Origin of the sequence: Amnibacterium soli, from assembly GCF_039544415.1 — a bacterium.
GTDB lineage: Bacteria > Actinomycetota > Actinomycetes > Actinomycetales > Microbacteriaceae > Amnibacterium > Amnibacterium soli.
In genome coordinates this window covers 232,453-253,992 of the sequence record NZ_BAABLP010000006.1, presented here as the reverse complement: position 1 = coordinate 253,992, position 21,540 = coordinate 232,453, and the positions used below count along the sequence as shown (strand labels likewise).

The 21,540-nt window shown below is 70.8% G+C and carries 16 protein-coding genes; 10 read left to right on the top strand and 6 right to left on the bottom strand.

What is annotated here, in order from left to right; translation table 11 throughout:
• Positions 1-7: 7 nt before the first annotated feature.
• The gene (locus ABEA53_RS14355) at positions 8-967 is read right to left on the bottom strand and encodes a glycosyltransferase family 4 protein (RefSeq protein WP_345481959.1); all 960 of its coding nucleotides are present in this window, start codon (positions 965-967) and stop codon (positions 8-10) included.
• Between ABEA53_RS14355 and ABEA53_RS14350 the strand changes: the two genes are divergently transcribed.
• A complete protein-coding gene (locus ABEA53_RS14350; RefSeq protein WP_345481958.1) occupies positions 954-2,213 on the top strand; it encodes a glycosyltransferase family 2 protein in 1,260 nt (419 codons plus the stop codon). The two genes, ABEA53_RS14355 and ABEA53_RS14350, sit on opposite strands and share 14 nt — an antisense overlap.
• 9 nt (positions 2,214-2,222) lie before the next feature.
• Here the strand turns inward: ABEA53_RS14350 and ABEA53_RS14345 are convergent, their stop codons facing one another.
• Entirely contained in the window at positions 2,223-3,413 is a 1,191-nt protein-coding gene (locus tag ABEA53_RS14345) for a glycosyltransferase family 4 protein (protein WP_345481957.1), read from the bottom strand.
• Positions 3,414-3,495: 82 nt separating this feature from the next.
• On the opposite strand from ABEA53_RS14345, the gene ABEA53_RS14340 reads away from it, so the two are divergent.
• The 3 genes from ABEA53_RS14340 (at position 3,496) to ABEA53_RS14330 (ending at position 7,833) form a co-directional block, all read left to right on the top strand.
• Positions 3,496-4,545, top strand: coding sequence for a hypothetical protein (locus ABEA53_RS14340; protein ID WP_345481956.1), 1,050 nt, complete (start codon positions 3,496-3,498; stop codon positions 4,543-4,545).
• Positions 4,542-5,843, top strand: a complete 1,302-nt coding sequence (locus ABEA53_RS14335) for a lipopolysaccharide biosynthesis protein (RefSeq protein ID WP_345481955.1) — start codon at positions 4,542-4,544, stop codon at positions 5,841-5,843. Before ABEA53_RS14340 ends, ABEA53_RS14335 begins: the two co-directional genes overlap by 4 nt.
• Before the next feature lie 103 nt (positions 5,844-5,946).
• Entirely contained in the window at positions 5,947-7,833 is a 1,887-nt protein-coding gene (locus tag ABEA53_RS14330) for a DUF4012 domain-containing protein (RefSeq protein ID WP_345481954.1), read from the top strand.
• A gap of 6 nt (positions 7,834-7,839) precedes the next feature.
• Here ABEA53_RS14330 and ABEA53_RS14325 read toward each other — a convergent pair whose 3' ends face one another.
• The 4 genes from ABEA53_RS14325 to ABEA53_RS14310 form a co-directional block, all read right to left on the bottom strand.
• Positions 7,840-8,331 carry an FAD synthase family protein gene (locus tag ABEA53_RS14325; protein WP_345481953.1) on the bottom strand — a complete coding sequence of 164 codons (492 nt, stop codon included), beginning with the start codon at positions 8,329-8,331 and terminating at the stop codon, positions 7,840-7,842.
• A gap of 19 nt (positions 8,332-8,350) precedes the next feature.
• Positions 8,351-9,526, bottom strand: coding sequence for a glycosyltransferase (locus ABEA53_RS14320; protein ID WP_345481952.1), 1,176 nt, complete (start codon positions 9,524-9,526; stop codon positions 8,351-8,353).
• The gene (locus ABEA53_RS14315; protein WP_345481951.1) at positions 9,519-10,757 is read right to left on the bottom strand and encodes a DUF1972 domain-containing protein; all 1,239 of its coding nucleotides are present in this window, start codon (positions 10,755-10,757) and stop codon (positions 9,519-9,521) included. The genes ABEA53_RS14320 and ABEA53_RS14315 overlap by 8 nt, the downstream gene beginning before the upstream one ends.
• Before the next feature lie 219 nt (positions 10,758-10,976).
• The gene (locus ABEA53_RS14310; RefSeq protein ID WP_345481950.1) at positions 10,977-12,281 is read right to left on the bottom strand and encodes an O-antigen ligase family protein; all 1,305 of its coding nucleotides are present in this window, start codon (positions 12,279-12,281) and stop codon (positions 10,977-10,979) included.
• 107 nt (positions 12,282-12,388) lie between these two features.
• On the opposite strand from ABEA53_RS14310, the gene manA reads away from it, so the two are divergent.
• The 6 genes from manA (at position 12,389) to ABEA53_RS14280 (ending at position 21,463) form a co-directional block, all read left to right on the top strand.
• Positions 12,389-13,720, top strand: a complete 1,332-nt coding sequence (gene manA / locus ABEA53_RS14305) for a mannose-6-phosphate isomerase, class I (protein ID WP_345481949.1) — start codon at positions 12,389-12,391, stop codon at positions 13,718-13,720.
• 113 nt (positions 13,721-13,833) lie between these two features.
• Positions 13,834-14,616, top strand: a complete 783-nt coding sequence (locus ABEA53_RS14300) for a CDP-alcohol phosphatidyltransferase family protein (protein WP_345481948.1) — start codon at positions 13,834-13,836, stop codon at positions 14,614-14,616.
• 24 nt (positions 14,617-14,640) lie between these two features.
• Positions 14,641-15,324 carry a hypothetical protein gene (locus tag ABEA53_RS14295; protein ID WP_345481947.1) on the top strand — a complete coding sequence of 228 codons (684 nt, stop codon included), beginning with the start codon at positions 14,641-14,643 and terminating at the stop codon, positions 15,322-15,324.
• Positions 15,325-15,394: 70 nt separating this feature from the next.
• Positions 15,395-16,687, top strand: a complete 1,293-nt coding sequence (locus ABEA53_RS14290; RefSeq protein WP_345481946.1) for a WD40 repeat domain-containing protein — start codon at positions 15,395-15,397, stop codon at positions 16,685-16,687.
• Between the two features lie 103 nt (positions 16,688-16,790).
• Positions 16,791-17,618, top strand: coding sequence for an NHL repeat-containing protein (locus ABEA53_RS14285; RefSeq protein ID WP_345481945.1), 828 nt, complete (start codon positions 16,791-16,793; stop codon positions 17,616-17,618).
• Complete coding sequence (locus ABEA53_RS14280) at positions 17,573-21,463, top strand: PKD domain-containing protein (RefSeq protein ID WP_345481944.1); 3,891 nt, start codon at positions 17,573-17,575, stop codon at positions 21,461-21,463. Before ABEA53_RS14285 ends, ABEA53_RS14280 begins: the two co-directional genes overlap by 46 nt.
• Positions 21,464-21,540 lie beyond the last annotated feature (77 nt).

Below are 21,540 nucleotides of genomic sequence, written 5' to 3'. Positions count from 1 at the left end.
CTCGGTCTTAGTGCACGCGTGCCGACATCGCGGACGCCAGGATCGTCGCCGTTCTCGACCATGCGAACCGAGCGGCGTTGACCAGGCCCTTCTGTCGGAGGTCCTCACGAAGTGCGGGTTCTTCGAGCAGCGATCGCGCCGCCGCGGCGAACAACTCAGGTCGCTGCGGATCGACCAGGAGTGCGGAGTCGCCGAGGACCTCGGGCATCGGGCCTGCCTGAGACGCGATGACGGGACATCCTGCGAGCTGTGCCTCGAGCGCGGGAAGACCGAAGCCCTCGTACAGAGACGGGAACAGCAGCGCCTGGGCGTTGCGGTACAGCCACTGGAGTTCCTCGTCGGAGACCCGGCCGAGTCGGGCCACGCGTTCGTCATGAGGCAGCGCGGACGATGCGAAGACCTGGGAGGAACCGGACAACCCGACGCAGACGACGTTCATGCCCTGGCCGGCGACGGCTTCGATGACCGGCAGGAGGTTCTTGTGGCGGGCCGGCGTGCCGACCGTCAGGAAGAATTTCTCCGGCAGGCGGTCGGAGGGCACGGTTGAGCCGGGACTGCTCGTACCTGCCGGGGCCGCGAGCACGATCGACCCGACGTCGAGGTGGAGGAACTCGCCGAGCTCGCGAGCGCTGAATGTCGAGACCGTCGCGATCGTCGCCTTCGACCGCGCGATGCGTCGGTAGAGCCACCGGTACCAGGAGGCGAAAGCGCGGCTGTAGGTCTCGGGGAGGCGGAACGGCGTCGCGTCGTGGAGCACGGCGACCTGCCTCCGCTTGAAGGCCGGCGCAGGACCGCCCATTGAGAGCAGCGGCCGTCCGAGGGTTCTGAGGGGGAGGTGCACCTGCTCGAATACCTGCCCCTTGGAGGCCAGCATTTGGATGCTGACCTCCGAAGTCCATTCGGGGAGCCGCGCGTTCCGAGGCACCCACAGCAGCACCTGGTGCCCTGCGGCGATGAGTGCCTTCACGACCTCCTCCGAGTACCGGCCGGTGCCCGTCATGGGTTTGCTCAGCCAGCGGCCGTTGATCTCGATGTATCGGCGAATGGGCGGCATGCATTCATTCTGCGGCGGCGGGCCCGCGCGTTCGGGAGGCACGGCCGTCCACTGGGAGCCGGCTTCCGGCGGGAGTGAGCGCCGTCGCCACTCGGACGGCCACCGCGATACCGTACGCATCGTGAGGCTCAGCACGGACCGGCGCGATGGCCGTACCTCCAAGGTCGCGCTGGTGACGGTCACGTACGGCGACCGGGCCCAGCTTGTCTCCGGGACCGTCCGGAGCGGGCTCCAGCAGGGCGCCGCGGAGGCGATCGTGATCGCGAACGGCGCGTCCCTCGCGTCGCTCGCCGCGCTCGAGCGCATGCGCCTCGACGAGGGGCTGCCGCTCCGCGTGCTCGACCTCGGGATCAATCACGGATCGGCTGCGGGTTTCGCCGCTGGACTCGAGGCCGCACGAGCCTCGGACGCGGACTTCGCGTGGATCCTCGACGACGACAACCGCCCCGATGCGGGGTGTCTGAGCAGGGCGCTGGAGACCTTCCGTGCGGGCAGCGAGACCGAGGCAGCCCTCGCGGTGTGTTGCGTCCGTGAAGCCGACCTCGCTGCTCTGGAGGCGGGGGCGCCATTGGAGGCGATCCGTCCCCGGGACGGGCACTTCTGCGGCGTCGACGCCTTCGAGCGGTTGGCGCGGCGCCTTCGCAGGTCGTCGCCCGTGGCCGAGGGGGCGGTGCTGGAGATCGAGTACAACCCGTACGGAGGGATGTTGGTCCAGGTGGAGGACATCGACCGCACCGAACCGCCGGACACCCGCTTCGTCCTGTACTCGGACGACTTCGACTGGACACGACGGCTTCACCGCGCGGGCGTCCGCCTCGTGATGGACACGGGGGCGGTCGTCCGTGACGCCGTCGACCGCTGGGGGGACGATGACGACGGTGGCGGTTACTTCACCAGGATGATCAGATCCCGAGATCGTGCTCGTGCGTACTTCGCCCTCCGGAACTCGATCCACTTCAGCCGCGCCTGCGCCACCAGTGCAGGCAGCCGGATGAGGTTCCTCGGCAACGGGGTGCTCGTGAGCCTGTGGTTGGCGGCGAGCTCGTTCCGGATGGGGCGGGCAGGCTTCCTCCGCCTGTATCTGCGGGCCTGGCGCGACTCGCGTGCACCGCTCGGCGCCAGCCCGTACGGGATGCCCGGAGGCATCGCCGCGGGCTGAGAAGTCGGATCAGCGATCCGAGTACCGCGTGGCGATCTGTGACAGCAGCGCGGCCACCTTCTCCCCGTGCCGGTCGAAGTCCAACTCCTCCGCGCTCGTGCGGGCGCCTGCTCGCAGCCGCGCCTGCAGCTCCGGAGAGGCCGCAAGCCGCCGCAGGCCATCGCGGATCCCCTGCTCGCTGTCCTCCACGACGAGCGCGTTGACGCCGTCGCGCAGGAGATCCGGTGCGTTCAGTCGCGTCGCCAGGACTGGCACCCCGGCGACCAGCGCCTCGGCCATCACGAGGGGGAAGTTCTCGGGCCAGCGGGAGGGGAGGACGAGCAGATCGGTCGACGTCATCACCGACGCCTGGTCCTCCTTGGACAACCATCCGAGGTAGTCGACGTCGTCTCGGTCCGCCGCCGCGGATCGCGCGGCGGTTTCCAGCTCGCCCGCTCCAGCGAGGGAGAGTCGTGCCCCGGGAACCCCCTGCTTCCAGGCCGTCAGCAGACGGTCGACCCCCTTCGCCTCCGTCAGCTTCCCCATGTAGAGGACAGAGAACGAACCGGGCCGTCGAGCGGCAGTGCCCGCGGTCGCGGGCGGAAGGCGCCATCCGTGTCCGAGCACCGCCGTCCGCCCCGCGTCGAACTCCGCTCCGAGTGCCAGGTGCCGATCACGGGTTCGAGCAGTCGGGAAGACGGCGAGATCGAGTTCCGCGGTCACGGCTCGCAGGGCACGCGCTCGGAGACGCTGGGGGAGGGGGAGCCTGTCGACCGGCTGCCCCTCGCGAACGCTCGTCGCCGTGGTGTCCACGAGCGCGTAGTCGTGCACGGTGTGCGCCGTCGCAGAGCGCCCGCGCCGCAGCAGGGCTGCACCCAAGCCGGACCATCGATGCACGTGGATGACGTCGAACGGCCCATCGGCGACGGCTCGCACCGCCCGCCGGGGGAAGAACGACTCGATGAGGTCCAACCCGTGGAACCGCAGTTTGGCGAGAGCCGAGGACGATCGAGCTCCCGGTGCATAAGGTCGCGGAACCGCGAGCTCCATCACCTTCACGTCAGCGCTCGCGCAGCGGGCGAGCAGTTGGTCATCGGCGCCGTGTCCGTACAGCGTGACCTCGTGCCCGTGGGTCGCGAGCCAGAGGCTCAGCTCGACGCAGTACTGCTCGGCCCCTCCGAGCGGTTCTGCCAACGACGAGGTGACTTGCGCGATCCGCATTGGCCCATCATGACCGGGCGCAGTGCCCCGAACAGGGGGCACGCCGACGAAGGTCCGGTCGTCCAGCGCTGAACAGCACATGATGACGGACGTGTTCCGAAAGGTGTTCGTCATCTACCCGCGCGGGCTGCGCACGGGCGGTCCGGAGGCTCTGCATCAACTCGTCGACAGCCTGCGTCGCCAAGGTCAGGACGCCTACCTGACCCCTCGCGCCGCAAGTGCGCACCTCGACAGAGTCGGTGCATACAGCGTCTACGACGCCCCTGAAGCGCCCGTCGAGGACGCGCCCGACTGCGCTGTGGTCTCGCCTGAGGACGAGCCAGGAGAACTGCTCGCCTATCGTTCCGCGGTGCGGTTCTGCTGGTGGCTCAGCATCGACAACTCGTCCCCCTTCCGCGACAGCCAGGCGCTTCGGCACGCGTGGTCCAAGCCGGACCCCGGGCTGCTGCTCCGGCTCAAGATGTACGCCCGGGTCCCGTATCACGGCGTGCGGCGCCGCCTCCGCGGGGAGACGACGTTGCTCAACGAGATCCACCATCTCGCGCAGTCGCAGTTCGCTTGGAGCTTCCTGCACAGCCGGCTCGGCGTCCTGCCCACGTTGCTCACCGACTACACCCCGCTCGAGGGGTTCTCGGCCCACGCCCCGCTCGCGCCGTCGCAGCGCGGACGCACCGTGACCTACAACCCCTACAAGTCAGGTTTCTTGATCGACCGCCTAGCGGAACGACTGCCCGACGTCCGGTTCATCCCGCTCGAGAACCTCACCCGCGACGAGGTCGTGGCGACATTGCAGAGTTCCGCGCTCTACCTGGACCTCGGCCATCATCCCGGGAAGGACCGGCTGCCGCGAGAGGCCGCCCTCTGCGACGCGATCGTCGCCGTGGCTCGCCGCGGGGCGGGAGCGTTCTGGGCGGACGTGCCGCTGAGCGGTGGATTCAAAGTCGCTCCCGGGCCGGCGATGCTCGAGGAGACGGTCGAACTGGTCCAGCGGGTCCTCGCGGACCCCGACAGCGCCTGGCATCGTCAGGACGGGTACCGAGAGTTCATCCGGGGGGAGCGAGAGCGATTCGACGCCGAGGCGCTCGATGTCTTCCTGCGAGGTCGGCTGGGTGAGGGAGCGGTGGCCGCTTGAGCCGCAACACGTCGTTCGGGCGGCGTCTTCTCGGATTCGGGGCCCTCCCGTTCATCTCGGCGCTGACACCGTTCCTCGTGCTGCCGGTGATCTCCCGGGTCGGCGGACCCACCGGCTGGGCAGCGATCGGCGTCGGCCAGTCGCTCGGGTCCTTCGCAGCGGTGTTCGCGATCGGGGGCTGGAGTCTCTACGGTCCGGCGCGGGTCGCGTCAGGACGGGCTGAGGACCAGCGCGCGGTCTACCGGACGAGCGTCGCTGGCAGAGCACTGCTGTACCTGGCCGCCGTTCCGCTGCTGTACCTCGTCTCTGTGCTCATCGTGCCGGCACCGGAGGTGATGCTCGCTTTCGGAACGGCGGCGGCGTTCGCGCTCGCAGGGCTGTCCCCGGCCTGGTACGCGATAGGCGTCGGTCGACCCGGATTGATCGCCAAGTACGAGCTCGGCCCCAAGTCGGTGAGCGCCCTCGTCGCCGCTGGTCTCGTGGCCCTCACCGGTGGTGTGTGGATCTATCCGGTGCTGGTCGCTGCGGGGACCGTCGGCGGCATCGTTGCGATGCAACGCTTCGAAGTGCGGAGCCCGATCGGGTTCAGGTCCGTCGTGCACGCCGCTCGCGGCCTGTGGAGCGACCGCAGCGCGGCGTTCGCCGTACTCGCCGGCGGCGTCTACAGCACGATCCCCGTCGCGGTGGTCGGCGCGCTCGCACCGGTCGCCGATGTCGCGCGGTACTCCTCGGGTGACCGGCTGTACAGGATCGGACTGCTGGCGATCGTCGCGCTCAGCAATGCGCTTCAGGGATGGGTGGCTGAACGAGGCGGGTCGGTGGTGCGACGCGGCGCCCGGTCGCTGCAGGCGCACACGGCCCTCGGCCTCGCCGGCGGTGCCGCTCTGGCCGGTCTGACCCCCGCCGTCTCGACGGTGCTCTTCGGGGCGCAGCTGGCGGCGACCTGGCCCACTGCCATCGGTTACGGCGTCGCGTTCTGCGCGGTCTCCATCAACACGTCGATCGGTGGGCACATCCTCGTTCCACACGGCCGTGCCCGCATGGTGCTCGCGAGCACCATCGCCGGCGCGGTGACCGGCTTGCTCGCGATGGGGGCCCTGATCCCCAGGGTCGGGGCACCTGGGGGAGCGATCGGCCTGGCGATCGGGGAGGTCGTCGTGTGTCTGGTGCAGCTGGTCGGCTACCTCCAGGTCCGGCGCGCCGCATCTGGAGGCGTGACTGCTTCGGCGGGCTGCGGCGAGGGCGAGACAGGCCTGTCGGCGGACAGCAGCGCGCTGTACCCGGGCCCGGCACGGTAGGCCGTGGTCGGCAGCCATCGGCGTGGGATCGCGGATCCCGCCCTGTCCCTCGAATAGGGTGCACCCGCCCTGAGACCGCCGCCCGGAAGGACGCCGTATCACCGTGCCGAAGGCTCCGAAGCCCAAGAAGCAGCGCACTCCTGCGCAGCGCGCTCGCCGACGCATCACCATCGGCGGTGTCGTCGCGCTGCTGCTCGGCGTCGTCGCGGTCGTGGTCCTGACCGTGTACGTGGGCAACCGCGCCCTGATCGCGAAGGACCAGCTGCAGGCCGCCCAGGGCCAGCTGACCACCTTCAAGTCCGCGCTCGGCCAGCCGAACGCTCCCAGCACGGCCGCGCTGTACACGAAGCTGCAGGCGAACACCTCGAGGGCCGCCCAGCAGGTCGACGATCCCGTGTGGTCGCTCTACGAGAAGATCCCGGTCGTCGGGCCGAATCTGAAGGCGTTCCGGCAGACTGCGGACCTCGTGAACGACCTGGTGCACGACGGCGTCGGGCCGCTCGCCAAGGCCGCGGACGGTGTCAGCGTCGACAGCCTGAAGCCGCACGACGGCGGCATCGACATCGAGCCGCTCAAGAAGCTGACTCCTGCCATCGGGGACATCGACGACGCCATCACCGCTGCGGACAAGCACGCTGCCGCGATCGACACGAAGGACGTGGTGCCACAGCTCAAGGAGCCGATCGGTCAGGTGCAGTCGATGCTGCAGGAGGCCGCGCCGCTGACGCACGAGCTGCGCAAGGTGATGCCGGTGCTCTACCCGGCGCTCGGCGGCGAGGGCACCCGTCACTACCTCCTGATCTTCCAGAACAACGCGGAGGAGCGGGCGAGCGGCGGCAACCCCGCTTCGATGGCGATGCTCGTGGTGAACGACGGCAAGATCAAGCTCGGCAAGCAGGGGGACTCGGGGAACTTCCCGCACCCCTACACGGTGCCGCCCTTCACGCCGAAGGGTGCCGGCAACGGCGACTGGCCGAAGATCTACACCGACTACGCCTCGACCTACGTCACGAACATCACCATGACCCCCGACTTCCCCTCGACGGCGAAAATGGCGCGGGCGATGTGGAAGAACGTCTACGGGGGCAAGGTCGACGGCGTCATATCGTTCGATCCGGTCGCGCTCTCCTACCTGCTCAAGGCGACGGGTCCGGTGAAGCTGGCCGATGGGACCATGATCGATTCCACGAACGCGGTGCCGTTCCTGCTCTACGACGTGTACGCGAAGTACCCGCTGCCCGACGTGCAGGACGCCGTGTTCGCTTCAGCGGCACAGGGGGTGTTCTCCGCAGTGACGGGGGGGCAGGGCGACCCGAAATCCTACCTGGCGCAGCTGCAGCCGATGATGGACGAGCAGCGGTTGAAGATGTGGAGCGTCCGCGACGACGAGGAGAAGCTCCTCATGGACTCGCCGCTCGGCAACATGCTGCCTGAGGACAACACCGAGAAGACGGTGCTGGGCGTGTACAACAACGACGACGCCACCTCGAAGATGAGCTACTTCATGGACGAGCAGATCAAGGTCACGACGAACACGTGCAAGGCGGATCCGCAGTACACGGTCTCTGCAAAGGTCATCAACACGCTGCCTGCTGCGAGGGCGTACTCGCTGCCCGAGTACGTCAAGGCCCACCAGCCGCGCATCGTGCCCGGCGGCGATCGCCAGTGGGTACAGGTCTACGGTCCCGTCGGCGCCAAGCTCAAGGCCGTCTACGTCGACGGCGAGAAGGTGGTCTGGGGCACCAACTTCAGCTTCAAGTTCAACACCAATTACGACGCCACCGGCCAACTGGACCATCGGCCGGCCGTGAAGGGCACGATGTACGACCGGCCGGTCGGTTCGGTCAGCATCAATATGGGCCCAGCCAGCTCGAAGACGGTCAAGGCCGTCTTCACTGGCGGCACAGACACGAGCAAGACGGTGGAGGTGAGTCACACCCCGAAGGTGCGGCCCGTGCCGGTCGAGATAACCTCCGCGAAGTGCGGCTGATCCCGCTCAGCGGCTGACGCGCTCGCCGCCCCCGCTGAGGGCGGCGAGCGCGCGGCGGAGCACCGTGGACGAGGTCGACATCGTGTACGGGAAGTAGACGACCTCCACGCCGACCTCGGCGAACTCGCGCTCGAGGCGGAGGCCCTTCTCCGTGCCGCGCCAGTCGTCCCCCTTGAAGAAGTGCGTGAAGCGCAGCTCCTGCCAGGTGTCCAGCTTGTCGGGCACGACCTCGGCGTGCACGCGGTCGACGTAGGAGATGTGGCTGACGATCTCCATGCGCTCGGCGAGCGGGACCACGGGCGTGATGCCCTTCGTCAGCTGCAGCATCTCGTCGGACACGACACCGGCGATCAGCACGTCGCACTCGCTCTTCGCGTGGCGGAGCAGATTGAGGTGGCCGATGTGGAAGAGGTCGAAGGCGCCTGCGGCGTAGCCGACGCGAAGCGGAGGCGTGTCGACGGGCTCAGCGCCGATGCGCAGCGTGGGGGAGTCGCTCATTGGGTCCTCTGGTGGGTGTTCAGGAGGCGAGGGCGTGCTGGGGGTGGGTGGAGGAAGTCCGGGTGATCTCCTCCGTGACCGTCCGGCGGTAGGCGTCGGTGGAGTACCGGTCCGCGGCGATGGGAGCGAATCGGGCGGCCGCACGGCGGAAGGCGGACCAATCGCGGGCGATGCGGTGCAGGGCATCCGCGAGCGCGTGCGGGTCGTCGGGCGCGACGGGGATGGCCGACGCGAAGCCGTCGATCGCTTCGGCCAGACCGCCGATCGCGCTGACGACCACCGGGCGTCCGGCGAGCACCGCCTCCACGGCGGTGTTGCCGAACGGCTCCTCGAGCCGGGACGGCACCACCGCGACGTCCGCGCCGGCGAGGGTTGCCCACACGTCGGGCCGGAACCCGTGGAACGTCACGCGGTCATCGAGGTCGAGCGCGGCGACCTGGCTGCGCAGCTGCTGCTCGTACCACTCGTAGCCGGTGAAGACCGCGCCGACCAGGTCGAGGCGTGCATCGACGCCGCTTCCGGCGAGGGCTGCGAGCGCGTCTACGGCGACGTCCACGCCCTTGCGGGGCGACAGCCTGCCGACGTAGACGATGCGGAGGCCGCCGTCGAGGTCCGCGCGGGCCTCCCGGACCTGGGACGGGCCCGCGACGCCGTTGTAGACGACGACGGACCGGCGCCCGAGGCTCGGCACGATCTCGGTGAGGGAGTCGCGGCTGAACGCGCTGTTGACGAGCACGCGGTCGGCGAGGCGCAGCGGCAGCGCGATCGCCGCGCGCAGCGCCTTCGGCGCCTGCCGCTCGCTCTCGTGCACGTGGGCGACGACGGGTACGCCGCCGGCGCGCGCACGGGCGATCCAGAGCGGCACGGTGAGCGTGGAGACGTAGACGACGTCCGGGCGCACGCGGCCGAGCAGCGCACCGACCTGCCGCCAGGCGGCCGCCGAGCGGGTCAGGAAGCGCGGCAGCTCGCGCGGCCGCAGGACGCTCTTGCGCAGGACCGGGACCTCGAGCAGCTCGATCTCGGCGCCGAGTGCGCGGGCGCTGTCGAGCAGGGGCCCGTCCGAGGGCACGGCGAGGACGACCCGCCAGCCGCGTTCGATCAAGCCGGCGACGGTCTCGAGCATCACCCGGTCGGAGCCGTAGAGCTCCGCTCCGGGGTGCGCGACGAGGGCGACCGGCGGCTCCGCGTCAACCACGCTCGGCGCCGACGGCGACGGGCTGCTCGACCGACCACGCGGACTCGGTCCGCCTGCCGGAGCTCATGCCGCGGGTGCTGTAGCCCCGGGCGAGCTTCACGGCGAGCGCCTCGTAGGACTCCGTGACCGTGTCCCAGTTGTAGCGCTTGCGAGCGCGCTCCTGCATGAGCTCGCCGATGTCGCGGAACCGGGCGGGATAGCGCTCGACCTCCTCGATGCACCGCGTCGCCTCGGTGGGTGAAGAGAAGTAGGAGCCCGCGGTGCCGGCGACGTCCCGGTTGAAGACGACGTCCCACCCGACGATCGCAGTGCCGGCGCCCATGGCGCGGAGCAGGGAGGGGTTGGTGCCGCCGACCGAGTGCCCGTGCACATAGCTGAGCGCATGGGCGTAGAGCTGATCGAGGAGGCGTTGGTCCCAGACTCCGCCGAGCAACCGGATCCTCGGGTCGCCGTTCGCCATCTCGCCGATGCTGTCCGTGTAGTGCTTGGAGTACGGAGCCGAGCCGACGACCACGAGCGGCAGCTTCGCGTTCGAGCGGCGGTAGCCCTCGACGATGACGTCGACGTGGTTCTCCGGCTCGAATCGTGCGACCACGAGGTGGAACTGGCCGGGGACGAGGCCGAGCTCCTCGATCGCGTCGGACGGGGTGTTCGTCAGGATGGGGGCGCCGTAGCTGATGAGCTCTGTCGGGATGCCGAACTCGTCGTCGTAGTAGTCGGCGATCCCCTGGGCGTCGGAGATGAGCGCGTCCGCCTCGCGGACCGCGAACTGCTCGGCGAAGCGGTAGTAGCGGCGTCCCCACTTGCCCCACTTGTCGCGCTTCCACTCCAGGCCGTCCACGTGGAGGGCCACGGCGGCACCTCGACTGCGGATCAGCGGGATGAAGGGCGAGTTCGCCGCATTGAAGACGAACGCCACGTCATGGCGGCGGCTCGCGGAGAAGTGGGCCGAGGAGAGCGCGGTGTGGCTCAGCGTCTCGAGCGTCTTGGCGTGCAGCGCCGGCAGGTTCACCAGTCGCATCCCGAGGTGCTCCTCCGGCGCGTCCTTGCCCGTCGAGCGGCCGTACACGGTGATGTCGTGGCCCTGTCGCACAAGGCGCTGACCGATCTCCTCGATCGCCGTCTCGAAGCCGCCGTATGCGGCAGGGACGCCGCGAGTGCCGAGCATCGCGATGCGGAGCGGAGCGGTCCGGAGGGCGTGCCGAGGGGCAGCGGACTGCAGGGTGGTCATCAAGTGGTCCTCGGATTCGGGTCGAGAACCGCGTCCGGCGCAGGCGCAGGGGCGGGTAGCGGGTAGTGCGGGCACCGAGGGTGCGGTGCTCGTTCTGCTCGACGAGGGGGTGCTCGCCGTGCTCCGGTCACTGTTGGGCGGTGACCTCGGCGGAGTGGGTGTTCCTCGACGACACTAGTGAGTCGAGCCTCAGCGCAGACCCCCACGTTCCGGGGGCAGTCAGCTCCGGGCTAGGGCGTCCTGCTCGCTGGCAGCAGGGGCGGGTGTCGCCGGGGCCGACTGGGACGGCAGCGGCAGCGCCACGGAGAGCGCGACGAGCAGGGCCCAGTTGCCCTCGATCAGCAGCCGGCTCTCCGCCATGCCCTGCGTGAGCAGCGCGGCGAGCAGCAGCAGCGGCAGGACCGCGATCGGCCGGTCCGTGAGGGCCAGGCGGATCGCGCGGTAGACGGCCGAGCCGACGACGGCGACGAGCAGCAGCAGGCCCGGCACGCCGAGCTGCATCTGGATGTCGAGGTAGGCGTTGTGCGCCTGCAGGTACTGGACGCCGTCCCGGATCACGAGGCGGTTGTACGGCTCGACCCATGGGGCCCAGTAGCCGATCCAGCCCCAGCCGAGGACGGGTCGGTCCTTCACGAGACCGCCGACGAGGCGCCAGATCTCGAGGCGGCCGGTGAAGTCGTCGCCCTTGCCGAGCAGGCGGAGGAAGGGCTCGGAGAGGCGGGAGGCGCTCAATCCGACCAGGCCGACGAACACCAGGGACCCGCCGAGCACCGCGATGCGGCCGCGCGGCCCGAACCGGCGGAGCCCGGCGACGACCAGTGCGCCCGCGATCACGACGCCGCCGGCGATGATCACCGTGGCGGACCGGGTGAGGCCGATCACGAGCAGGTCGATCAGCAGCGCCGGGACGAGCAGCCGGCGGGACACCACCCGGGCCTGGGCCAGTGCGGCGGTGACCACTGCGGCGAGCAGGGCCTGGAAGCAGAGCAGATTCGCGTTCGCGGTGAACCCCTGGATGCGGCCGCCCTGGAAGATCAGGCCGTTGCTCCAGTAGTAGGCGCCGGGCACGTTGGCGCTGTAGTCCGTCCAGAACGGCAGGATCCGGCCGGCGGGGGAGAGGGCGACCCCCACCTCGAACAGCAGCGACAGCACCATGTCGGCCTGCAGCATCACGGCGAAGAGCGCGGCGAGCCGCACGGGCGGTAGCGCGACGCAGAGCGCGAGCGCGACCACGGCGGTGGCGATCTGGATGAAGCAGCCGACGAGCGTCAGCGGCGGGTACGCCGACCAGGAGGCGGAGGCGACGCAGAGCGCCATGAAGAGGGCGATCGGCACCGACCGCCAGGACAGGAGCAGCGCCTTCGTCCGCGCGCGCTCGTGCAGCAGCAGGACGACGCCGCCGACGAGCAGCGCCACGGACACCGCGCCGAACCCCCACCAGCTCAGCAGGTCGCGCATGCCGTCGCCGTTCCAGAGCGAGAACAGGGCGAGGAGGACGTACCCGTCCCTCGCCCGTCGCCGCACCCCTTCAACCTACGAGGGTGCGAGCGAATCCGGTGCTCCGATCCTGCGCGGCGCCGCATCCCGGCCCCTCGCGGAAGCTCCGCAGGCCGGGGCGGTAGGAATGACGCATGTTCGTCGGGATCACCAACACGCCGCGGGACTACGCCTGGGGATCGCGCTCCGGGATCGCCGAGCTGCTCGGTCGTGACGCCTCAGGCGGCCCGGAGGCCGAGCTGTGGCTGGGGGCGCACCCGGGGTCGCCCAGCGTCGTCACCTCCGCCACGCCGGCGCTCGCCGGCGAGCGGCTCGACGCGGTGCTCGCGGCGGACCCCGAGAAGCTGCTGGGCTCGGGCCGTTCCCGGCTGCCGTTCCTGATGAAGGTGCTCGCCGCCGACGGCCCCCTGTCGCTGCAGGTCCACCCGGACCCCGAGCAGGCGCGGGCCGGATTCGAGCGGGAGAACATCGCCGGGGTCCCCCTCGACGCCCCCGAGCGCAACTACAAGGACGACGCCGCGAAGCCCGAGCTGATCCTCGCCCTGTCGCCCACGTTCGAGGCGCTCGCCGGCTTCCAGCACGTGAGCATGGCCCGGCTGCTGATGTCGGAGCTCATGGTCGGCGCGAGCGGTGAGGACCGCGAGGTGCTCTCCCGGTTCGCTGAGGAGCTGTCCGCGGGCCACCCGGCGCAGACCGCGTCGCTCGGCAGCAGCGCCGACGTGACGAAGGTCGGCATGCCGGTCGCCGGCGACACGGTGCCGGCGCACTCCGCGGAGGGCAACGCGCTGGAGACGGTCGTCGCGCGGCTGCTGCGCGGCGGCGACGACGTCGACCGGCTCGTCGCCGCGGTGGTGCGCGCCGCGCCGCGGGTGGGGGAGGGGACCAGCTTCGCGCGCGAGTTCGCGACGGTGGGGGAGCTCGCGGACCGGTTCCCGGGCGACCCGGGCATCGTCATCAGCATGCTGATGAACCGCATCTCGCTGGCGCAGGGGCAGGCCCTCGCCCTCGAGGCGGGCACGCTGCACGCCTACCTGCAGGGCCTCGGCATCGAGGTGATGACGGCGAGCGACAACGTGCTGCGCGGCGGGCTGACGCCGAAGAGCGTCGACGTCGACGAGCTGCTGTCGATCACGACGTTCGAGGCGGAGCCCGTGCCGATGGTCGCCCCGATGGCTCCCGTCGAGGGCGTCACGGTGTGGCAGCCGCAGGGCGACGACTTCGTGCTCGCGCAGGTGGCGCTCGGCGACGCGGCCGGCGTGCACGGCTACTCCCTCTCGGGCCCGGGGTCCGCGAGCTTCGCCCTCAGCGGCCCGGCCGTCGTCCTGGTCGTCACCGGGGGCATCACGATCTCGGGGGCGACCGACACGATCTCGCTCGCCCGCGGCGACGCGGCCTACGTCTCGCCGGACGAGCGGACGCTGACCTTCGCCGGCTCGGGCATCGCCTACGTCACGACGACGCCGTAGCGACGTCGGGCGTCGATCGGCCACGTCCCTCGAAGACGGGGAGTCGCCGACCGCGTCCGGAGTCCTAGCATCGGGCCACCGCGTCACCCAGCGCGCCCGATACGAGGATCCCCATGCCCGCCGAACCCGCGGTGGACGAGCGGCCCGCCGCACCCGTCCCTGACACCTACCGCCAGACCCTCGCGCGCCTCCGCGCCGCGCAGAAGCCGGCCGGACGCGGCGCCCCCGCGTACCCCATCTACGTCAACCGGCGGCTCGGCCGGTTCATCGCCGCCGCCGCCTTCCGCGCGGGGCTCACGCCGAACCAGGTCACGGCGATCAGCGCCGCGATGACCTTCACCGCGATCCTGCTGCTCGCCCTCGTGCCGCCGACCTTCCTGCTCGGCGTCGCGGTCACGGCGCTGCTCGCCGCCGGCTACGCATTCGACAGCGCGGACGGCCAGGTCGCCCGGCTCCGCGGCGGCGGCTCGGCCGCAGGGGAGTGGCTCGACCACGTGGTCGACGCGATCAAGTCGTCCACGCTGCACGGCGCCGTGCTGATCACCGCCTACCGCTTCCTGGTGCCCGCCGACCAGCGCGGCTGGCTGCTCGTGCCGCTCGGCTTCATGGCCGTCTCCGCCGTGTCGTTCTCGGTATTCCTCCTCAACGACCTGCTGAAGGCCGCCCGTTCCCGTCGCGACACGACGAGCGTCATACGAACCGGCAGCACGCCGCTCCGGTCCCTCGCCGGCGCGCCCACCGACTACGGCGTCCTGGTCTACGTCTTCCTGCTCCTCGGTCTGCCGGGCCCGTTCCTGGTGGTGTACTCCCTGCTCTTCCTCGCCCACCTCGGTTATCTCGTGCTCGCGCTGCCCAAGTGGTTCCGCGACATGCGGTCGCTCGAGACCCCCGCCTGACCCTCCCGCCCGAAGGACCCACTCATGTCCAGCCAGCCCGCGCACAAGCGCCCCCGCCGAAGCGCCACCGTGGTCGTCCTCGGTCTGCTCGCCGCTGCGGTCGCCGTTCTCGTCGTGGTCGGCGTGACCGATGCCGCCTCCGCACCACCCGCTGCGCGTCCGAGCACGACCGCACCCGCACCCGCCGCGTCCCGGTCGCCCTCCGTCACCTCGGAGCCGACGCGGACCCCGACGCCTGCGCCGCGGCCGTCGAAGACGACAGAGCCGTCGAGAGCGGCGGCGGCGAAGCCCACGCCCCAGCCCACAAAGACCGCCGCGATCACACAGTCCACGCCCGCTGCCATCAAGAAGGAGCTGAGCGTCCGCGTCGTCGACATGGAAGCGGTCACCGGCACGGCGCAGGGCCCGGGCGAGGTCGCAGGCCCGTCGGTCCGCTTCACGATCCGCATCACGAACACCACGGGCGCGCCCGTGAAGCTGTCGAACACCGTGATCAACGCATACGTGGGCGAGGACAGATCCCCTGCCGTGCAGCTGCAGTCCCCGGGAGCGCGCAACTTCCCGATCTCGGTCGCCGACGGCGCTTCGGCGACAGGCGCGTTCGTCTTCAACATCCCGAAGGCCGAGCGCGACCGCGTGCAGGTGACCGTGGACACGTCCGTGAACAACCCGGTCATCGCCTTCGAGGGGGCCGCGCCGAAGTCCTGACGCCTCAGATCGGGTACGGTCTCGTCGTCCGAGGCCGGATCAGGCCGTACCCGATCGGAAGCAAGTGCCCGTGGCACGATCCCGCCCTCGATTCTCCCGCGCCGCCCTCGCTGCTGCGCTCACCGTGGTGCTCCTGATCCCGTTCGGCCGCGTTCCTGCGATCGCGACCGCAGCGCCGACGGCCGACGGGATGCTGCCGACGGCGCAGCTGAACGGTGTCGCGTTCGCGCAGGTCGTGATCGGCGACACCGTGTATGTCGGTGGTCTCTTCACAGAGGCGCGGCCGGCCGGCAGCCCGGCGGGGCGGCGTGTCGAGCGGCGGGTCAACCTCCTCGCCTACGACCTGGACACCGGCCTGCTCCGCTCCTGGGCGCCTCGCACCAACGGTGTCGTCCGGGCGCTGGCGGCGTCCCCCGACGGCCGCACCGTCTACGCCGCAGGATCGTTCACGACGGTGAACGGCAGCACCCGGGAGCGCGTGGTCGCGCTCGCGGCCTCGACGGGAGGCGTCCGCGCAGGCTTCCATCCACGTCTCAACGGACCGGCGTCCGCGATCGCGGTCCACGGGTCCACGGTGTACATCGGAGGAGCCTTCACGAGTGCGGGCGGCGTGACGAGGACCCGCGCAGCGGCGTTCGATCGGCGCACCGGAGCGCTCCGGCCCTGGCGCCCCCTCCTCGACGGCGAGGTGCTCGCGCTCGTCGTGTCGACGAGCGGACGAAGCGCGGTCCTCGGAGGGCGCTTCCGCACGGTCAACGGACGGACGGAACCGGGTTCGCAGCGCGTCGGCACGGGGTCGGGCAGGAAGAATCTGACGTGGCGGCTCAACACCGTCGTCGGGAACCACGGGGACGCGTCCGCCGTGTTCAGCCTCTCCAGCTCGGGCGGCTACGTCTACGGCACCGGGTACGCCTACGGCTCGGCCGTGCCGCACCGGCTGGAAGGGGCCTTCGTCGCCTCCTGGAGCACCGGGAAGCCGCACTGGATCGAGGACTGCCACGGCGACTCCTACGCGGCCGCGCGGTCCGGGCCCGTGGTCTACGTCGTCGGCCATGCGCACGACTGCCGCACCATCGGCGGGTTCGGCGAGAGCCGTCCGCGGGTCCACCACCGTGCGCTCGCCTTCACCCAGGCAGCGACGGGTGTCGTCCAGAAGAACCGGGTGCGCCCCTACTCGGACTTCGGTGGGCGCCCTGCGCCCACCCTCCTCCCGTGGATGCCCGACTTCGACACCGGCACGGCGACCGGGCAGGACCAGGGGCCGTGGAGCGTCGTCACATCGGGACGGTGGGTGCTGATCGCCGGCGAGTTCCGGACGGTCGACGGCGTCCACCAGCAGGGCCTGGTCCGCTTCCACCGCTGACCCCTCGACAGGGGGCTGCACGATCCTCCGGCGCCCGGATATGGTCTGGTCACCCCTGGCACGCACCCACGTGCCGCATCTCTCCCCCGAAAGAGACCCACCCGTGGTTGCTCGTACCCCTCGGCTGCGCCTGCCCGCGCTCGCCCTCTGCGCTTCGCTCTTCGGCCTCGCGCTCGTCGCCGCTCCTGCAGCGCCTGCCGACGCCCTCACCGCTGCCGACGTCAGCGCCGCGAGCGCCGTCACCGCTGACGCGCTTCCCACCGTGCAGGTCAACGGCGTCGTCTGGGCCCAGAAGATCGTCGGCGACACCGTGTACGTCGGCGGATCCTTCACCACCGCGCAGCCGGCCGGTGCAGCTGCGGGCGTCGGCACGGTCTCCCGCACGAACCTCCTCGCCTACGACCTGAACACCGGAGCTCTGAAGACGGCGTTCGTGCCGGTGACGAACGGGCAGGTCCGCGCGATCACGGCATCGCCCGACGGCTCACAGATCTGGGTGGCCGGCGACTTCAACCAGGTCAACGGGCTCTCCCGGCCGTTCGTCGCGGCGCTCGACCCGACGACGGGCGCGCCGACCTCCTTCCGCATCGTCCCGAACGCGCCCGTCTACGGCATCGCGATCTCGGGCTCCACGGTCTTCTTCGGCGGCAACTTCACGGCCGTCAACAGCACCACGCGGACCCGGGCCGCCTCCGTGTCGACGAGCGGGACACTGCTGCCGTTCGCTCCGGCCGTCCCCGACCAGACCGTCCGGGCCGTCGTCGTCTCGCCGGACGGGTCGAAGGTCGTGCTCGGAGGCAGCTTCACGAGCCTCAACGGCTCCACATCCTCCGGACAGGCCTCGGCGCGGTCAGCTCGACCACCGGCGCGACCGTGCCGTTCGCGGTGGCGAACAGCATCTGGAACCACGGCACGAAGGCCGCGATCATGAGCCTCACCTCCGATGGCGACAACGTCTACGGCACCGGGTACGTCTTCGGTGCACTGAGCGACGGCAACCTCGAGGGCACCTTCAACGCGAAGTGGTCCGACGGCTCGATCAACTGGATCGAGGACTGCCACGGGGACACCTACTCGTCGGCGCCCATGGACGGCGTGCTGTACACCGCCTCCCACGCGCACGACTGCGCGAACGTGCCGGGCGGATTCGACCAGGCGGTCGCGGACAACTCGGCCACGACGAAGCAGCGGGCGCTCGCGTTCAGCCTGCCCGCCACCGGGACCCTGCTGCACAACACCTACGGCGGGTCCGGGTACGCGGACTTCGGCGGCACACCGGCTCCGACCATGCTGCCCTGGTACCCGGACCTCACCGCCGGCACGTTCACGGGGCAGGCGCAGGCCGCGTGGAGCGTCGCCGCCGGCAGCGGCTACGTGCTGCTCGGCGGGGAGTTCCCGTCGGTCAACGGTGCACGCCAGACCGGGCTCGTGCGCTTCGCCGTCTCGTCGAAGGCGCCGAACGCGGAAGGGCCGCGGCTGCGCGGCTCCGCGTGGGCCCCGACCGCGGTCTCGCTCGGCTCGGGCTCCGTCCGGGTCGGCTGGCTCGCCGACTACGACCGGGACGACGCCTCCCTGACCTACACCGTCTCGCGCGGCGGCACCGTGGTGGGGCGCACCACCGCGATTAGCCGCGGATGGTGGTACCGGCCGTCGCTCTCGATCACCGACACCGGCCTGACGCCGGGGTCCACCGCGACCTACACGGTCACCGCGACCGACTCCGACGGCAACACGGCGACGAGCGCTCCGGTGTCGACCGTGGTCTCCGGGACGTCGATCGGCGGAACCGCCGGCGCCTACTCCCGCGCGGTGCTCGCCGATGCACCCGCGGACTACTGGCGGTTCGACGAGCGCTCCGGGAGCACGGTCTACGACCGCAGCGCCAGCAGCGACCTGACGGCGGGCGCGGGAGTGACGCTCGGCGCTGCCGGCGCGATCACCGGCGACACCGACACCGCGGCGAGCTTCTCCGGTGCTGCCGGTGCCTTCGCTGCCACCGCCACCCAGATCGACGCCCCGAACACCTTCTCCCTCGAATCGTGGTTCAAGACCACGAGCACGAGCGGCGGCAAGATCATGGGCTTCGGCTCCGCGAACACGGGCGACTCCAGCTCCTACGACCGTCACGTGTACATGGACTCCTCGGGACGCGTCCTGTTCGGCGTCTACCCGAACGCCAGCCAGACGATCCAGAGCGCCGCGGGGTACAACGACGGGAAGTGGCACCAGGTCGCCGCGACCCTGTCCTCGGCCGGCATGCAGCTCTTCATCGACGGCAAGTCCGTCGCGAAGCGCGCCGACGTCACGCAGGGTCAGTCCTACCGCGGCTACTGGCGCGTCGGCGGCGACAACTCCTGGTCGGGTGCTCCGTACTTCACCGGCACCATCGACGACGTGTCCGTCTACGGCACGGCGCTGTCCGATGCGCAGGTCGCGAACCACTACGCCGCGGCGACCGTCGGAACGAGCAACACCGCTCCTACCGCGAAGGCCGCTGTCGCGGCCGACGGCCTCGTCGTCACGGTGGACGGGAGCGCCTCGACCGACGCGGACGGCAAGGTCGCCGCGTACCGATGGGACTTCGGCGACGGGACGAGCGCCGCCACGGCGACGGCGACCCACACCTACGACGCCGCCGGCACCTACGCCGTCAAGCTGACGGTGACGGACGATGGCGGGCTCACGGACTCGGTGATCAGGTCGACGACGGTGAAGGCGCCGAACGCGGCGCCCAGCGCCTCCTTCACCGCGGCTGCGGACGCGGCGACCGTGAGCGTCGATGCCTCCGGGTCCAAGGACCCGGACGGGACGATCGCCTCCTACGCGTGGGACTTCGGTGACGGGGGCACCGCCACGGGCGCGTCCACGAAGCACACCTACGCCAAGAGCGGCTCCTACGACGTCGCGCTCGTCGTCACGGACGATGCCGGGGCGAGCGATCGCAGCACGAAGACCGTGCAGGTGACCGTTCCTGCCGTCGCCGCGCCGCTGGCGAGGGACGCCTTCGGCCGGTCCGTCGCGGCCGGGCTGGGCACGGCGGACCTCGGGGGAGCTTGGAGCATCGCGTCTGCGGACACCGCGCAGTTCTCGGTCGTGTCGGGCGCCGCGAGGGTCTCCGACCGCGCCGGCACCACCCTGTCGGCGTACCTGACCGGGAACCCGAGCACCGACACGGACCTCACCGCGTCCCTCACTCCGTCGATCCTGCCGACGGGCGGTTCGGCCTACGGCGGACTCCTCGTGCGCCGACAGGGCGGCGACGACTACGGCGCGCGACTCGTGGTGGGCAGCACCGGATCGGTGAACGTCGAGGTCCTGAAGGACGGTACGGCGCTGAAGGGCGTGACCGTCGCCGGGCTCAAGGAGGTCGCGGGCGGAACCCTCCGACTCCGCGTGCAGGCGTCCGGCACCAACCCGACGCAGCTGAGCGCGAAGGTCTGGAAGGACGGCTCGTCCGAGCCCACCTCCTGGCAGGTCTCCGCGGCGGATTCGACGGCCGCGCTCCAGAGCTCCGGCGGCGTCGGCATCCGCACCTACACGGGCGGGGCCGTCTCCAACGGCCCGGTCGTCTGGAACGTCGACGACCTCGTCGCGACCACCATCGGGTCCACGCCCGCTGCCCCGGGCAACGCTGCGCCCAAGGCGGCGTTCACGTCGAACGTCGACGGTCTCGACGTCGCGCTCGACGGCGGCGCCTCCACCGACTCGGACGGCACCGTCGCCAAGTACGCATGGGACTTCGGCGACGGAGCGACGGGCACCGGCGCGAAGACGACCCACACATACGCGGCGGCCGGCACCTACTCGGTCAAGCTCGCAGTGACGGACGACGGAGGTGCGACCGACTCCACCAGCTCCGCGGTCGTCGTGAAGGCACCCGCGCCGACGAATGCGGCACCGAAGGCGTCATTCACGTCGATCGTCGACGGACTGTCGGTGTCCGTCGACGGCAGCGGCTCCTCGGACTCGGACGGCACGGTCGCCAAGTACGCGTGGGACTTCGGTGACGGCGCGACGAGCTCCGACGCGAAAGCGAGCCATGCCTACGCTGCGGCCGGCAGCTACGCGGTCAAGCTGCTCATCACCGACGACGGCGGTGCGACGGACTCGGTGACCCGCTCCGTGGTCGTGGCAGCCCCCGCTCCCGCGGACGCCGTCCTCGCGAAGGACGCGTTCGGCCGTGACGCCGCGAAGTCGTTGGGCACGGCGGACATCGGCGGTTCCTGGACCGTCCCGTCCGAGTCCGGGAGCTTCGCCGTCTCGCAGGGACACGCCGTGCTCTCAGGACGGCCGGGGATCACGCTGAACGCCTACCTCGGAGCCCTGTCGTCCTCGTCCACGGACACGACCGCCACCATCACGCCCTCCTCCCTGCCGACCGGAGGCACCCTCTTCGCAGGTCTCACGGGACGCCGCGTCGGCAACGACGACTACTCCGGTCGGGTGAACGTGAGCCCGGCCGGCGCCATCACGGTCGAGATCCTGCGCAGCGGGGTCTCGCTGAAGTCCGCGACGCTCAAGGGCGTCACCGCGACGGCGGGCACGGGGATCCACCTGCGGCTTCAGGTCACGGGGACCGGCACCACCACGATCCAGGCCCGTGCCTGGCTCGACGGCACCGCGGAGCCGACCGGATGGGCCGTGTCGACGACCGACACCACCGCGGCTCTGCAGTCCGCCGGGTCGGTCGGGATCCGGACGTACACCGGCTCCGGCGTCACGAACGCTCCGCTCGCGGCCTGGTTCGACGACCTCGTGGTCACCGAGCTGCGCTGACACTCGCTCGGGGGATTCCGGACGGAGTCCCCCGAGTGCCACACTCGCCTTCCGACCGTCACCCAACGGCGTGAGCG

Coding starts and splice junctions, on each gene's coding strand:
- ABEA53_RS14325 (WP_345481953.1), bottom strand. CDS start 8,331: ATGAGCGACTCCCCCACGCTGCGCATCGGCGCTGAGCCCGTCGACACG.
- ABEA53_RS14340 (WP_345481956.1), top strand. CDS start 3,496: ATGACGGACGTGTTCCGAAAGGTGTTCGTCATCTACCCGCGCGGGCTG.
- ABEA53_RS14315 (WP_345481951.1), bottom strand. CDS start 10,757: ATGACCACCCTGCAGTCCGCTGCCCCTCGGCACGCCCTCCGGACCGCT.
- ABEA53_RS14350 (WP_345481958.1), top strand. CDS start 954: ATGAGTGCCTTCACGACCTCCTCCGAGTACCGGCCGGTGCCCGTCATG.
- ABEA53_RS14345 (WP_345481957.1), bottom strand. CDS start 3,413: ATGCGGATCGCGCAAGTCACCTCGTCGTTGGCAGAACCGCTCGGAGGG.
- ABEA53_RS14300 (WP_345481948.1), top strand. CDS start 13,834: ATGCCCGCCGAACCCGCGGTGGACGAGCGGCCCGCCGCACCCGTCCCT.
- manA (WP_345481949.1), top strand. CDS start 12,389: ATGTTCGTCGGGATCACCAACACGCCGCGGGACTACGCCTGGGGATCG.
- ABEA53_RS14295 (WP_345481947.1), top strand. CDS start 14,641: ATGTCCAGCCAGCCCGCGCACAAGCGCCCCCGCCGAAGCGCCACCGTG.